Annotated in this window: 9 protein-coding genes; 1 reads left to right on the top strand and 8 read right to left on the bottom strand. The window is 52.6% G+C overall.

Translation table 11 applies throughout. The annotated features are described in order from the left end of the window. Positions 1-3: 3 nt before the first annotated feature. The 7 genes from fadH to ebgR all read right to left on the bottom strand — a co-directional run bounded on the left by fadH (position 4) and on the right by ebgR (position 12,117). Positions 4-2,022: an NADPH-dependent 2,4-dienoyl-CoA reductase gene (fadH, locus tag BGE37_RS01670; protein ID WP_105287706.1), complete on the bottom strand. Its 2,019-nt coding sequence runs from the start codon at positions 2,020-2,022 to the stop codon at positions 4-6. A 322-nt stretch (positions 2,023-2,344) separates the two neighbouring features. Then, positions 2,345-4,696, bottom strand: coding sequence for an alpha-glucosidase (gene ygjK, locus BGE37_RS01665; protein WP_105287705.1), 2,352 nt, complete (start codon positions 4,694-4,696; stop codon positions 2,345-2,347). 15 nt (positions 4,697-4,711) lie between these two features. Next, positions 4,712-5,782, bottom strand: coding sequence for a protein YgjJ (gene ygjJ / locus BGE37_RS01660; protein WP_039021363.1), 1,071 nt, complete (start codon positions 5,780-5,782; stop codon positions 4,712-4,714). Between the two features lie 133 nt (positions 5,783-5,915). Further along, entirely contained in the window at positions 5,916-7,349 is a 1,434-nt protein-coding gene (locus tag BGE37_RS01655) for an amino acid permease (protein WP_001285439.1), read from the bottom strand. A 62-nt stretch (positions 7,350-7,411) separates the two neighbouring features. Further along, positions 7,412-7,861: a beta-galactosidase subunit beta gene (locus BGE37_RS01650; protein WP_001219950.1), complete on the bottom strand. Its 450-nt coding sequence runs from the start codon at positions 7,859-7,861 to the stop codon at positions 7,412-7,414. Further along, entirely contained in the window at positions 7,858-10,950 is a 3,093-nt protein-coding gene (gene ebgA / locus BGE37_RS01645; RefSeq protein WP_105287704.1) for a beta-galactosidase subunit alpha, read from the bottom strand. The genes BGE37_RS01650 and ebgA overlap by 4 nt, the downstream gene beginning before the upstream one ends. Positions 10,951-11,133: 183 nt before the next feature. Further along, on the bottom strand, positions 11,134-12,117 hold the full coding sequence (ebgR, locus tag BGE37_RS01640) for a transcriptional regulator EbgR (protein ID WP_105287703.1): 984 nt from the start codon (positions 12,115-12,117) through the stop codon (positions 11,134-11,136). Between the two features lie 218 nt (positions 12,118-12,335). Here ebgR and BGE37_RS01635 point away from each other — a divergent pair, with 218 nt between their 5' ends. Next, the gene (locus BGE37_RS01635; RefSeq protein WP_105276777.1) at positions 12,336-12,668 is read left to right on the top strand and encodes a tRNA-binding protein; all 333 of its coding nucleotides are present in this window, start codon (positions 12,336-12,338) and stop codon (positions 12,666-12,668) included. 41 nt (positions 12,669-12,709) lie between these two features. On the opposite strand, the gene ygjG is transcribed toward BGE37_RS01635, so the two are convergent. After that, a complete protein-coding gene (ygjG, locus tag BGE37_RS01630) occupies positions 12,710-14,089 on the bottom strand; it encodes a putrescine aminotransferase (protein WP_001297164.1) in 1,380 nt (459 codons plus the stop codon). Between the last annotated feature and the right edge of the window lie 223 nt (positions 14,090-14,312).

Here is a 14,312-nt window from a genome sequence, read left to right as displayed (position 1 = left end):
GATTTAAATCTCCAGCGCCAGCCGTGTTCCCTGCGCGATCGCCCGTCGTGCGTCCAGCTCCATAGCCACATCGCAGCCGCCAATTAAATGCACGGTTTTCCCGCTATCAATGAGCGGTTGCGCCAGCGTGCGGTTTGGCTCCTGCCCCGCGCAGATCACCACATGATCTACCGCCAAAATTTGCGGTTCGCCGTTGATCACCACATGCAGCCCTTCATCGTCGATCTTCTGGTAACTTACGCCTGGGATCATTTTTACACCCCGTGAGAGTAGGGTGGTGCGATGGATCCAGCCCGTAGTTTTGCCCAACCCTTGCCCTGGTTTGCTGGCTTTGCGTTGAAGCATCACAATCTGTCGCGGGCTACGGGGGATCTGCATTCCCTGCGGGCTTAACCCACCACCCTGTTGCAGGCTACTGTCGATTCCCCACTCATTACAAAACTCGGTGATATTCTGGCTGGTGGACTCCCCTGGCTGACTCAAATACATCGCTGTATCAAAGCCAATCCCACCACAACCAATGATGGCGACGTTGTTGCCCACCGGCGCTTTGTCGCGCAGTACGTCGAGATAACTCAACACCTTCGGATGATCGATCCCGTCGATGGGCGGAATGCGCGGTACGATCCCACTGGCGAGGATCGTTTCATCGAACGCCTTTAACTGATCTGCGGTCACGGTGTGATTAAGTTTCAGTGTCACGCCAGTCACTTCGATCATCCGGCGGTAGTAGCGCAATGTTTCGTAAAATTCCTCTTTGCCGGGGATCTGTTTGGCGATATTAAACTGCCCGCCGATCTCGCTATGTGCATCAAACAACGTTACCTGATGACCACGCGCCGCCGCATTGATGGCAAACGCCAGCCCCGCCGGACCTGCGCCGACCACCGCCAGATTTTTTTTCTGCACGGCGGGAAGGATCGGCATTTTGGTTTCGTGGCAGGCGCGAGGATTCACCAGGCACGAGGTGACCTTGCCGACAAAGATCTGATCGAGACAGGCCTGATTGCAGCCAATGCAGGTGTTGATCTCATCGGCTCGCCCCGATTGCGCTTTTGACAGCAGCTCCGCATCAGCAAGAAACGGTCGCGCCATCGATACCATATCGGCATCACCGCGCGAGAGAATATCGTCGGCAACCTGCGGATCGTTAATCCGGTTGGTGGTCACCAGCGGCAATGAGACGTGACCTTTCAGTTTGCGTGTGACCCAGCTAAATGCGCCGCGCGGCACTGGCGTGGCGATGGTCGGAATCCGCGCTTCATGCCAGCCTATTCCAGTGTTGATAATGGTTGCGCCCGCCGCTTCAATGGCCTGCGCCAGTTCTACCGTTTCGGTAAAAGTCCCGCCGCCTTCTACCAGGTCGAGCATCGACAGCCGATAGATAATAATGAAGTCGTTGCCGACGCGCTCGCGCACCGCACGTACCACTTCAATAGCAAACCGCATCCGGTTGCGGTAATCGCCGCCCCACTGGTCGCTACGCTGGTTGGTGCGCAGAGTCAGAAACTCGTTGATCAAATACCCTTCGGAACCCATCACCTCTACGCCATCGTATCCGGCCTCCCGCGCCAGTTGCGCGCAGCGGGCGAAATCGTCGATCAGTCGCAGGATCTCTTCATGGGTGAGTTCATGAGGAACAAAACGGTTGATGGGGGCCTGCAACGCGGAGGGCGCTACCAGATGCGGTTGGTAGCTGTAGCGTCCGGTATGCAAAATTTGCAGGGCGATTTTGCCGCCTTCCTGATGTACCGCTTCGGTAATGGTGCGATGGTGCGGGATCTGGCTGACGTCATTGAGCATTGCACCGCCTTCCATGCCAACGCCTGTTAAATCAGGTGCAATACCGCCGCTAACGATCAGCGCCACGCCGTGACGGGCGCGTTCAGCATAAAACGCCGCCAGCCGCTCGGCACCGTCCGGGTATTCCTCCAGCCCGGTGTGCATTGAACCCATCAACACGCGGTTTTTTAACGTGGTAAAACCTAAATCAAGCAGGGCAAACAGCGACGGGTAGCTCATAAATTATCCAGCATGTAAAATAATTGTTACGTGGTCGGATGAGTTCTAATTTAGCCGTCGCCGGGGAAAAGGGAAAAGGGGAATGCGGGGTTTGTGATGGGAATCAAAAAGAATACGCTAGTGGTAATGCCGGATGCGATGCGTGCCGCGTCCTATCCGACCTGGGGGAACGTACATGTAGGGCGGATAAGGTGTCCACGCCGCATCCGCCAGTGGCGCGGTGCAGATGCCGGATGCGACGCTTGCCGCGTCTTATCCGGCCTACGGAACGCACATGTAGGGCGGATAAGGTGTTTACGCCGCATCCGCCAGCCGTTGCAAATTACTGCTTACGGAAAAAATCGTTATACAACATATACAAATGTGCGGCACTCCAGGAGAAATTTGGAGCCCCTTGCTGTGCACCTGTCAGCGGGTTGTAATTCTCCTGAATCGGACCGTCGGCGGTTAATCCTTTTGCATGCTGGAAGAACGTATCCGCCAGTTTCAGGGCATCATCGCGATAACCGTAACGCTCCATTCCTTTCAGACCAAACCAGAACTGGTCCACCCATACGCGCCCGCGCCAGTAGATATCCGCGCCAAAAGCCGGGTTGGTTAACGCCGCCGTTCCCAGCGGTACAAAGGTGTTGAACTCTTTGGTGTCCAGCATCACCTTCACCACCGCGTCGGCATTGGCCTGCGTTGCCGCACCGTTAAACAGCGGCGACCAGCCTTCAGGCCCTTTACCGCGCTCAATAATCGGTTTGCCCGCGCAGCCGTTCGCCAGCGGTTTATCTTCAATGCGCACGTCATAGTAGAACTGCGTGGTCGGGTCGAACATACAGGTATTGATGTAGTCCGCGAGCTGCTGCGCCAACTGGCGATAGCGTTTGGCCTCTTCCGGCTTACCGAGGATAGTTGCCATCTCTGCCAAATAATGGTTATCGCTGTACATATAGCTGGCCTGATCCACCGACTCCTGCAATAGCGAGTAGCCCAGCAACGTTCCGTCCTGGCTGCGGTTCTCGGCGAATTTCACCGTCCAGTCGCTACGTTTGCCGCCGTTAGCGACATATTTATCCAGCTGTTCCTTGTCGATAAACCCAAAGACGGCGGCGTCATCACGGCCCGATTCCCACGACGCAGCAACTTGTGCCGGAATTTCCAGACTGTCGTACTGGCCTTTCTCCACCACGCGGGCGTAGTTGTTCAGCCCAGACAGCGTCTCTTCTTTATCGCCTTTTTTCACCGTAAACAGCATCTCGCCGCTCTTGGTGTTATGGGCTTTATCGCGGGTCGCGCCATATTCCGGCACGCCGTTGCCGTTATGATCGCGGTTACGTAACCACCAGTCGTGATAGGCCACCAGTTTCGGGTACATCTCTGCCAGCCAGGTTTTATCCTGGGTGACGTTGTACACTTCCATCACCGACCAGGCGGCAAGGCTGGGCTTGGTATTGCGTTCGTTCCAGTTGCCGCCATCGCCGCCACGCTCGGGGCTAAGGTTCCACGCAATCAGGTCGGGGACAAATCCCACATCCTGTGGACGCACGGTGTCGCCAGGTTGGATCTGCCAGGAGAAGACCGCGCGGATATTCTCTTTGGCGATCTCCGGATTGAAATGCGCCATCGCAAACGCCTGTTTCCAGGTATCCCACGGCCAGGTCTGATTGCCGGAGAACCAGCGCCCGGTCACCGACGGTGTGACGGTATTAAATTTCACCGCCCCGCCCGGTGAGCGCCAGTTACCGTTGAGTGTTTCGATGGCTTTCACCGCGACGCGCGTCTGTTCCGGCGTCGCATCCGGATTGGTTAACCCTTTCTTCAGGTACTCTTCCCAGCGTTGCTGCGAGGCGGTGAGATAAAACGCCGGACGCGCCAGAATATCGCGGATCTGCATTTGCTCTTTGCTAACTTCCTGAGCGGTCAGCAGGTGGGAGTAGGTGGTATAGAGCGTCGTCGACCCGTTGATATGCGCCTTACTGGTAAAGTGATTACCGTTGATTTCAGTCTGCACTGGCAGGGATTTATGCACCTGATATTCTGATTCGCCGGAGGTCAGCAGATCCCAGGTGGCGCGCACTTTGCCAAAGGTGACTTTCAGGCCATCACGGGTGGCGCTGATTTTGCGCTGATAGTCAGGGTATTCGCCAGCAATGGTTTTATCGGAAAGCGGTTTCCCTTCTTTCGCTTCCAGTTTTTCCAGTAGTTCGCCGTCCCACACCAGATCCAGCGGTTTATTGCTGGTGATTTTGGTTTCCAGTAGTGACGTGCGCGGCGTGGCGAAGCGAAGAGTCATTTCAACCTGCACATCTTTTGCTGTCAGTTTTTGCACCAGCGCGCCGGGAATACTGTATGCCTCCAGCGTGAAGTCGACTTTCTTGCCGTCCTGCCAGACGGTCAGGCGGTCGAAATTGCTGGCCATAAAGTTGATGTATTCTTCCGTCAGCAGCGCAACGCCTGGAAAACCGCCCATGGTATTCGGGCCGTCTGGCAACAGATGACCATGCCAGGATCCGAGATCGAAAAACGGATTAAAACGCTGGTGATCGTCGTAATCGTAATCCTTCATGTACTGCGGTGCGCCGGTACGGTTAATCACGTTTTTGTAATTGTCGGCATTAGCGGCATGGGCGGAAAAACTTATCAGTAGAGCGCAGGCTACTGGCGTTAAAATAGTTTTGATTTTCATGAGATTATTGTCCTTTTACCAGTAGAAATATTGCATCAGGAAGAGTTGGTCGCTGGGATCGTTAGAGGCATTTTTCATGTAGAAGCGGCTATCAAAAGCCGTTGCGAAACGTCCGCCGCCGTATTCGTACCAGATACCAAACTGCATGAAAGAGGTGGTTTCATCGTCAGCGTGGTCAGGGCGATGTTTGGCGTACGTGTAAGCGGTAGAGAGATAAATCCCCTTGAACGCTTCATACATGGCGCTCACCATCATCCCACTTTCACTTCCCGGTACGTCCAGTCCGTCGGCGCGTCCGGTATGGTGCCAGGCGCGAGCGGCAAAGTTAGGGGTAAGCAGGCCAGTGAGATAGAGTTGTCCGGTACCGTCGGTAATTTCCAGACCGTTCATCCAGGTGATGCCTTCGGCAAGGTCATACTGGATGTAACCGTTCATCATTGCCGGATAGGTGTATTTGTCGTCGTAGCGATCGTATTTGCCAAAATGTAGCCAGGCTTTGCTTTCGTCATGATGTCCGGCAGGTGTGGCGGTGACGCTATAACGAAAGTTGCCGGTTAAGTTCTGTACCTTCAGCGCGGTCATAATGTCGCGGGTATTGGGAATGACGTAGCCCAGATCGGGCGTGAAATCGCCCCACCATTGCAGGTCATCCAGCGAGGAATCCTGACGCAGACTGAGCATGATTTCGGTGCCATCATTGGTACGATAACCGCCATAGAAACGGTTAATCCCACCTTCGAAACCGCCCCAGCTATGGTCAGGCACCCAGGCATTACCGTCGTGGTCGGCCTGCACGGTCCAGCCTTCGCCGTAAATCAGGCCGAACCAGGAGCCGTACTTCATCTCCAGGCCACCTTCAATATAGGTGCCGTCGCTGTATTTATGTTTATTCTCACCCTCTAAATCCATATATCCACCAACCCCTAATTCGCCGTAAAAACGAAATGAAGGAGAAGATGTCGAGGTCATTGCGGGTGTTTTTGTGTCGTCATGTTCTGCCGGACGTGCTTCTTCAGCGGCCGCAGAAAAGGCGTAGCAAAACGGCAGAGCAAGTAATGCTCTGCATGGTGCAGTGATTAATTTCATTGTGTTAATCCATGAGCTAAAGAAAAAGTACAGCCTTTTATCGTTGTAATTATAAAAATATAAAGGCAGAAACTATTTTCCCTCTCCCCATCCAGGAAGAGGAAAAATGCCTGCTCATTTTTTATTATTCTGCTTAATCAACATTGCTGGCTGGCGTCGCTTCAATATGGCGCTCTTCAGCCGTTAATCCCTTTATATATTTACTGTATTTCCACCACGCAAAGCCGAGGAAGATAACAATACCGCCGACGTTATAAAAAATGATGGTCAGAATATTCGCGCCAGTCGGGAATGTCGAAGCGACAAACCCTACGGCAAATATCGCAATCAGCATTGAAACAACGATAATACCTGTGCGGCGGGAGCCCATACGGAAATCGCGTGGCAGGTGATCTAATTTGGCGCGTAAATTCAGGTAAGCCAGCATGATGAATAATGGCGGAAGCATGGATGCTGCGGCGGTCATATTAATAATGGTATTCATCAGATCCTGCACGGTATTGGAACCGAGCATCGGGATAATCATCAGCGGGATGACAATCAGGAACTGGATCCATGCCGCGCGCGCCGGAACGCCGTTTTCGTTCAGTTCGACGGTTTTCTTACCAAAGATGCCTTCCGGGATTTCGGAGAAGAAAATTTTTACCGGCGTTGCGGTCCACATCAGCAGGGAACCGAACATTGCGGTAAAGGACACCAGACCGACAAAGCGATTCATCAACGCTTCCGGCAGACCAAAATACGCCGCCATGCCATGGAATACCTGCACCGATCCGCCGGTAAACTTCAACTCTTTGCTGCTGACGAAGACGTTAATCAGCATCGAGGAGACGGAATACAGTACACCGATAAAAATCCCGGCGAGAATGATCACTTTAACAAACGATTTTGAACCGCCTTTGACGTCGTTAACGTACACCGCGACAGATTCCGCGCCACCTGCGGCCATAAAGATCCAGGTAGTAACGCCGAGGAACGCCCAGTTAAAGTTAGGGATCATCGCGTCAACGGTGATCGGATCGGCAGGCTGTACGCCGCCAACCAGCGCCGTGCCTGCCAGTAAAATGTAGGAGAGCGTTAACAGCAGCATCAGCGTTGAAGTGACGGAGGTGATTGGCCCCAGCATTTTCGCCCCGTTGGTGGAAACCCAGGTGGAGAAGGCGAACAGCACCATACTGATAATGGTGGTGGCAACCGGTGTCATAATATATTCGTAGCCGAGGAAAGCATACGAGGCGTAAGCAATAACGCGCGGCAATAATGAGGTGAAAAAGAACAAGTTTACGAACCAGTAGGTATAGGCAGTAATAAATGCCCAACGTCCGCCCAGCGAACTTTTTACCCACGCGTAGACACCGGCTTCCGAGTTTTTATTTAACGAAACAAATTCTGCGATGATCAGACAGAAGGGAATAAAATAAAAAATCGTCGCGAGGAAAAACATTGGTGCCGAGGCCAGTCCAAGCTCAATATTATTATTGATAACGTTGTTAAAGCTGTAAACGGCGGCAAAAGTCAGCGAGAGCAAGCCGAATTTGCCGATTGTATTACGTTTGGTATCAGACATAACACATCTCCGAAAATGAGTAGGGTAGCGGTGGCGGCAAACTCCTTATGCCGCCGTAATTGTTATTTGTTATGGAAATAACCATCTTCGATGGTGACTTTGAGAACGACTTTTTTGACCGCGTTATTACAGATAAATCGATACGCTTCATGGATATCACAAATAACGATTTGCCCTTCGTGGACCTCAACGGCTTCTCCGCAGCCTTTTAGATATTCACGGTCAGTTTCATCACGATAATATTCCACTACCTGTAATGTCTCTTTCGGCGCATATTCAATTTTTTGTTGTCCTTGCAGGTAGTAATGTACTTCAAAATAGCGTCGATGCCCGGTAAATAGCGCATCGGTCGCGGAGTCTGTCTCCACGCGGTAAGTCAATGAGTCACCGATGGAGTGGGCGACGCCAGGCTGAATGTTGTCGATATTTTCAATCGCTTCAACGCAGCGTTGCCACTTTTTGCCAGAGGCGTAAATCTGGCGGAACTGTTCTAAGTTATCGATGATCCTCATTGCTTATTCTCGCTGTGCAAATTCGTGGAAAAGAACCCTGCGCCGAACTCATACGACGCCAGGCTTTGCGCGGTAGCTTCCCCGCCAGAAACTGGCAGCAACGTAAAGCCGTAGCTGAAGTCACGGAACCTGACGCGCCAGGTGTCCAGCACTTCGCTGCCCCAGGAGTTAGAGCCGAGGCCAAGCAGTTGGTGGTCAAGATTCAGGGTGATGTCATCACTGCGCTGCAGTTCGTTACAGTGCTGGGCAGCGTGGATGTTTTCCTGGGTGTAGTGCCAGGCGCTGAAGTTAATGGGGCGCTGCGGAACCACCAGCAGACCGTTGCCGTGGCGATTAGTGAGTGCCGTCCAGCGGACATGCTGACGGTTGCCGTTGTTCTGCGGGAAGGGATAGTTCTCGAACATGGCATCGACGGTACTGCGCCAGATATCAATGATGTTAGCCTGCTGGCTGTCGGCGTAGTTTTCGCCCGGTCCACGTCCGTAATATGCTACCTGGTCGTATTCGCCGTTAATCCCCATGGTGAAACCGATGCACGGAATGATGTGCGGATAGTCGCCGTAACGTTCGCCGGAAAGCGCCACATTAACCTGACCATCGGCAGCGATGCGCCAGATGTAGGTACAGCGCATCCCGAAGTCAAACACCGGTGGGGCAATAACCGTGCGGCTGATGATCAACACTTCATCATCACTTTGCTCAACGGCAAAGTCGCGCAGATGTTCCTGCATAATCTGCAAATGGTTCGGTTGCCACAGTCCTTCGTACTCCTGCTTGTGGTTGTCGATCATTGGCTTGAAGAAGTTGATCTTTGGCTCGCGGGTCAGCAGCGACTCGCCATTCACCTGCCAGGATGTCGGTTTGCCACTCATTTTTGAGAAGGTGATCGCGAAGTTGTAGCCGCGAATGGTGCAGCCCAAGCGATCGTCTTCCAGCGTCAGCGGACGCGCATTATTTGGTGCGAAAGGCACTGGCTGCGCGGTGTTTTCCTTCAGCGGGAACTGATAAGTGGCGATAGAATGCCCGGCTTCGCTGTAGCGGGTGCGGGAATCTTTGGTCACCGTAATGTTGAGGAACGCTTCGCGGGCGTCCAGCTGTGGCAGCGTGATCTGCAAGGGGGCTTCGCTGTTCGGCGCAACGTCGTGCAGTTTAATCTGCTGCGTCGCGAGCGTTTCACCTTCGGCGCGCACCTCTGCGTGCAGGGTGTAGTCATCAAGCGTGGTAAACCACAGTTTATTTTCGACTTTCAGCTCGCCGCGAGTCAGATCCAGCGCGTGGATTTTTACCGGCGCGATAACCTGTTTGTACTCTTTCAGTCCCGGCCCCGGCGTCTGATCGGAATAGATCAAACCATCAAGACAGAAGTTATAGTTGTTGGGATAGTCGCCGTAGTCACCGCCGAATTTATACCAGACATTGCCGTTGTCATCCTGCGCCTGGATCCCGTGGTCGCACCATTCCCAAACATAATGTCCCTGAATGCAATCGTGCTTATAGAATACGTTTTGGTACTCCGTCAGCCCGCCCGGACCGTTCCCCATCGCATGGGCGTATTCACAGATGATGCGCGGCTTCGGATGCGGATATTCACCAAACTCATTCATCAGCGGCACGCGGGTGTACATGGTGGAAATAATATCGACCACTTCAGCATCGCGATCTTCTTCGTAATGCACCAGTCGCGTGTCATCCAGCGCCTTCGCTGCGTGGTACATCGCGCGGATGTTACAGCCATAGCCGGATTCATTGCCTAGCGACCAGATGATGATCGACGGATGGTTTTTCTGCGCGTGGATATGGCGAACAATGCGCTCGACGTAGACTTTTTCCCACTGCGGATCGTCGGTAATACGGCTGATATCGCCGACGTTAGCAAAGCCGTGCGATTCGACATCGGTTTCCGCCATCACAAACAGGCCGTAGATATCACACAGTTCGTAAAAACGCGGATCGTTGGGGTAGTGAGCGGTACGCACAGAGTTGATGTTGTGCTGTTTCATCAACTGGAGATCTTTCTCGACGCGATCCATTCCAACGGCGCGGCCTTTGCGATGATCGTTGTCGTGACGGTTGACGCCGTGCAGCATCACATAACGGTTATTGATCCAGAACAGACCGTCGCGCACTTTGATATCACGGAAGCCAACGCGTTGTGGCACCACTTCCAGAACGTTGCCGTCGGCGTCTTTCAGCGTCATGACCAGATGGTAAAGATAAGGGGATTCTGCTGACCATTGCTGGGGCTGTTCGACAGTAAAAGCAAAGCTGGCGCTGGTCAGTTTTTCAATTGCCAAATGATCAATAGTGCTGCTGTGCACCACGCGTTCGCCATCAAACAGGGTATATTCCAGCGTCGTTACGACAGGGGAGGCGGCGAGATTTTCCAGCACTACTTCACAAGAAAGCGTGGCATCGCAATAGGCTTCGTCAAAGTCGGTACGCACGGTGAAATCGTTAATATGCGTGAGTTGTTTACCGACCAGATAAACATCGCGGAAGATCCCCGCCGACCACCACATATCCTGGTCTTCCACGTAGGTAGAGTCCGCCCACTGCATCACGCGCACACACAACAGGTTGTCGCCGGTTTTAACCATCGCGCTGATGTCAAACTCTGCGGTCAGGCGACTGCCCTTGCTGAAACCCACATACTGACCGTTAACGTAGACTTCAAAATAGGTTTCGACGCCGTCAAATTTAATCAGCGTCTGTTTACTCTGCCAGCCGTCACTGAGGGTGAAAATACGTTGATAGGCACCGGTTGGGTTATCGCTGGGAACAAACGGCACATCGATAGGGAACGGAAAACCTTCGTCGGTATATTGTAGTTTGCCGTGGCCTTCCATTTGCCACATGGCGGGGACGGTGATATGTCCCCAGTCAGCCATTAACTCGGAAGTGAAGGCGTCAGGTACTTGCAGCGGATGGTCAAAAAAATGGAAATTCCACTGACCGCTTAAAGACAGAAACAGGCTGCTGGTTTCGCGGGCAAAGGTACGTGCCTGTGCAACAGAATCATATGAAAAAAAGTACGCACGCGGCGCAAGTCGGTTTTCGTGGGTGAGCTGAATGTTTTCCCAGCGATTCATAGGGCCTCCCGGTAGAGAGAAATCGGAACCATTCATGGTGATGGTAGTTTGTGTAATTGCTGGGGAGTTTAGTAAAATTTTTACTAAAAAGTAGCAGGTAAATGCATTTACTTTAACTGGATCACGAAAATAAACGACAGCACTGTCCGGCAAAAACGATTGCCGGACAGTGTGTAAGGGGATTTAACGGGTCGTGCCGCGCAGTTTTAATTTGCTGGGAACGAAGACTAACAGAGGCAGCGCGCGACCATCCCGGGCTTTTTCATACACCAGGTTAACGCCCTGGCTTCCCATCATCTCGGAATGGATGCGCACGGTGGAGAGCGGCGGAAAGGTAAATCGTGCGGTGGGGATATCGTTAACGCTGATAAGCGAAATATCCTGTGGGATGTTCAGGCCACGTTCATGAATTGCCCGCAGTACGCCGATAGCAATGGAATCGGAAGCAACAAACAGTGCCTTCGGATAGTCTTCCTGCGCCAGCATCTGTTTTGCCAGTTCATAGCCCGACGAACTGGAAAAACCGCCGCGCCAGACATCCTCTTCGCGTACCACTTGTTTCAGTCGGCCATATTCCGCAAAGGCGACCTCACGAATATCCGCCTTGCCAGGCTCATCTTCACCGCCAATAAAACCAATACGATTAACGCCCTGGTTGATATAGAAGTCGATGATTTCTTTACTGATACGTGCCAGATCGATATCCACCGCATCGTAACCGCTGCCGGGTTCGTGAAAGTCGATAAAACAGATATTGTCGGTCAACGCGCTGGCAGCGGCGCGCAGGGCGGGCGTGGGTTTGCCGACAATTAAAATACCGGTGACGTTTTTAATGTCTGGCAAACCGTTGTGTTCATAACAGTTGGTCAGTTCGATCGCCAGTTTTTCGCACTGGGTTTCAATGCCGTGGCGGATCGCCAGATAGTAAGGATCGTTGATTTCCAGCTCTTGTTGGTAGCTGTAGATAGCCAAAATATGGTGCTGGTTGACTGCGCCTGTCTGGAGTTTACGGGCGCTACTGGTCTTGTACTCCAGCTTTTCGGCGATCTCGAGAATGCGATGTTTCGTCTCTTCTTTCACATTCAATGTCGGATCGTCATTCAAGACCCTGGATACTGTCGCCAGGGATACGCCAGCTTCGATTGCGATGTCTTTTAGTGTTGCCATGTTTACCTTTTTTACTTTCCCTGATGTGCGCCCCCATTGTAGAGGAAGTGCTTATCGGGTCACCTGTTTTCAGTAAATAAAGCGCGTTTCTTTGACGCTGTAACGGTAACACAGCGGCTCACGAATGTGATCACGCCTGCATTCTCCATTTTTAGCCTACAGGATTGAGAAAAACTTTTGCTATAGTTTAGTAAAATTTTACTCAAGGGGAGGAAACAATGGAAACCGTGGCTTACGCTGATTTTGCACGTCTGGAAATGCGCGTCGGAAAGATTGTGGAAGTGAAACGCCATGAAAACGCCGACAAGCTGTACATCGTACAGGTTGATGTGAGTGAAAAAACGCTGCAAACCGTGACCAGCCTGGTGCCGTACTACAGCGAAGAAGAGCTGATGGGAAAAACAGTGGTGGTCTTATGCAATCTGCAAAAAGCGAAAATGCGCGGTGAAACGTCGGAATGCATGTTGTTGTGTGCGGAAACCGATGATGGCAGCGAAAGCGTGCTGTTAACGCCGGAGCGGATGATGCCTACGGGCGTACGTATCGTATAAAACAATCGGATGGCGACGTCGTATCGCCATCCGATTTGATATTACGCTTCTTCGACACTTACTCGCATGGCCGCCAGCGCCTTACGCGCCGCTTTGATCACCAGTTCGCACTGTTCAATGGTCAGTGTCAGTGGCGGTTCAATGCGGATCGTTTTGGCGTTATTGAGCGTTCCGGCCACCAGTACGCGCTGGCGGAACATCTCGCTGGCAAAGTTGTAGCCGATTTCGTTATCGACAAATTCAATCGCCATCAACATCCCTTTGCCACGCGCTTCCTGTACCAGATCGGGATATTCCCGTGCCAGTTGACGGAAACCGTCCAGCAACATATCGCCTTTTTGCTCAGCCTGAGCCGGTAAGTTCTGCTCCAGCAACACATTGATGGTCGCCAGCGCCGCCGCACAGGCCAGCGGGTTGCCGCCAAAGGTGGTGGTATGCAGGAACGGGTTGTCGAACAGAACTGAGAACACCTCTTCAGTGGCGATGGTCGCGCCAATCGGCATCACGCCGCCGCCGAGGGCTTTTGCCAGACACAGAATGTCCGGCTGAACGTTCTCATGCTCGCAGGCGAACATCTTGCCCGTGCGCCCCATGCCCGTTTGTACTTCATCGAGGATCATCAGTGCGCCGAACTCATCGCACAGCTTACGCACGGCGGTGAGATAGCCCGGCGGCGGCAGAATTACGCCACCTTCGCCCTGAATCGGCTCAAGGATCACTGCGGCAACATCGTCACCGGTTTTTTTGCACTCGTTAAGAGCCGTGCGCATGGCTTCGATATTGCCAAACGGTACATGACGGAAGCCCGGCAGTAACGGCATAAACGGTTTGCGGAAGGTCGATTTCGCCGTGGCCGACAGCGCGCCAAGCGATTTACCGTGGAACGCGCCGCTGGTGGCAATAAAAGTAAACTTGCCGCGCGGCGACTGATAAGCCTTCGCCAGCTTCAGCGCTGCTTCAACGGACTCGGTGCCGCTATTACAGAAGAAGCTGTATTTCAGTTTACCTGGCGTTAGCGCAGCAAGGGTTTTCGCCAGCATCGCCCGTAACGGATCGAGCAGCTCCTGGCTATGTAACGGTTGTTTCGCAAGTTGATTCTGTACGGCGGAAACCACAACTGGATTACGGTGCCCCACGTTGAAAATTCCAAAACCTCCAAGGCAGTCGATAAACTCCTGTCCCTGGGTGTCGACAAGCGTATTTAAACCTCCCGCTTGCCACTCTACGGCTCCGTAATCCCCGCCGGCGGTAACAGATTTGCGATACTCTAAAAACCCCGGATTGACATGCTCTTTGAAGTATTCAATGACCTCTCGGTTAAGTGCTTTCATCTCCTCATGATCCAGCGTTCGCTTCTCAATGAGATTCAGGGCGTGGGCGCTGCACGCTAAAGCCGATGCGCTCGAAGGTAACCTGTTCAAAATATGCTCCGGAGGCTCGCGTATCACATGATACCGATTTAAGTATTGCAGGGATTGCGCCACTCCGGCTGCAATCGCGAAAATCGGGATAAACACAAATGTGGTTATCATTTACGCAATATTTAATGCTATTTGTTAACATTTGCTGTTATTTTGCACGGTCTATATTGGGTATGGATGTGGTGATCGCTGCGCAAATGCACGCTTTTAGGGCAATAAATGC

It is taken from the genome of Escherichia sp. MOD1-EC6300 (genome assembly GCF_002965045.1).
In the GTDB taxonomy this organism is placed as follows: Bacteria; Pseudomonadota; Gammaproteobacteria; order Enterobacterales; family Enterobacteriaceae; genus Escherichia; species Escherichia coli_F.
This window is presented reverse-complemented; position numbering and strand designations above follow the sequence as displayed.

Coding starts and splice junctions, on each gene's coding strand:
- fadH (WP_105287706.1), bottom strand. CDS start 2,022: ATGAGCTACCCGTCGCTGTTTGCCCTGCTTGATTTAGGTTTTACCACG.
- ygjK (WP_105287705.1), bottom strand. CDS start 4,696: ATGAAAATCAAAACTATTTTAACGCCAGTAGCCTGCGCTCTACTGATA.
- ygjJ (WP_039021363.1), bottom strand. CDS start 5,782: ATGAAATTAATCACTGCACCATGCAGAGCATTACTTGCTCTGCCGTTT.
- BGE37_RS01655 (WP_001285439.1), bottom strand. CDS start 7,349: ATGTCTGATACCAAACGTAATACAATCGGCAAATTCGGCTTGCTCTCG.
- BGE37_RS01650 (WP_001219950.1), bottom strand. CDS start 7,861: ATGAGGATCATCGATAACTTAGAACAGTTCCGCCAGATTTACGCCTCT.
- ebgA (WP_105287704.1), bottom strand. CDS start 10,950: ATGAATCGCTGGGAAAACATTCAGCTCACCCACGAAAACCGACTTGCG.
- ebgR (WP_105287703.1), bottom strand. CDS start 12,117: ATGGCAACACTAAAAGACATCGCAATCGAAGCTGGCGTATCCCTGGCG.
- BGE37_RS01635 (WP_105276777.1), top strand. CDS start 12,336: ATGGAAACCGTGGCTTACGCTGATTTTGCACGTCTGGAAATGCGCGTC.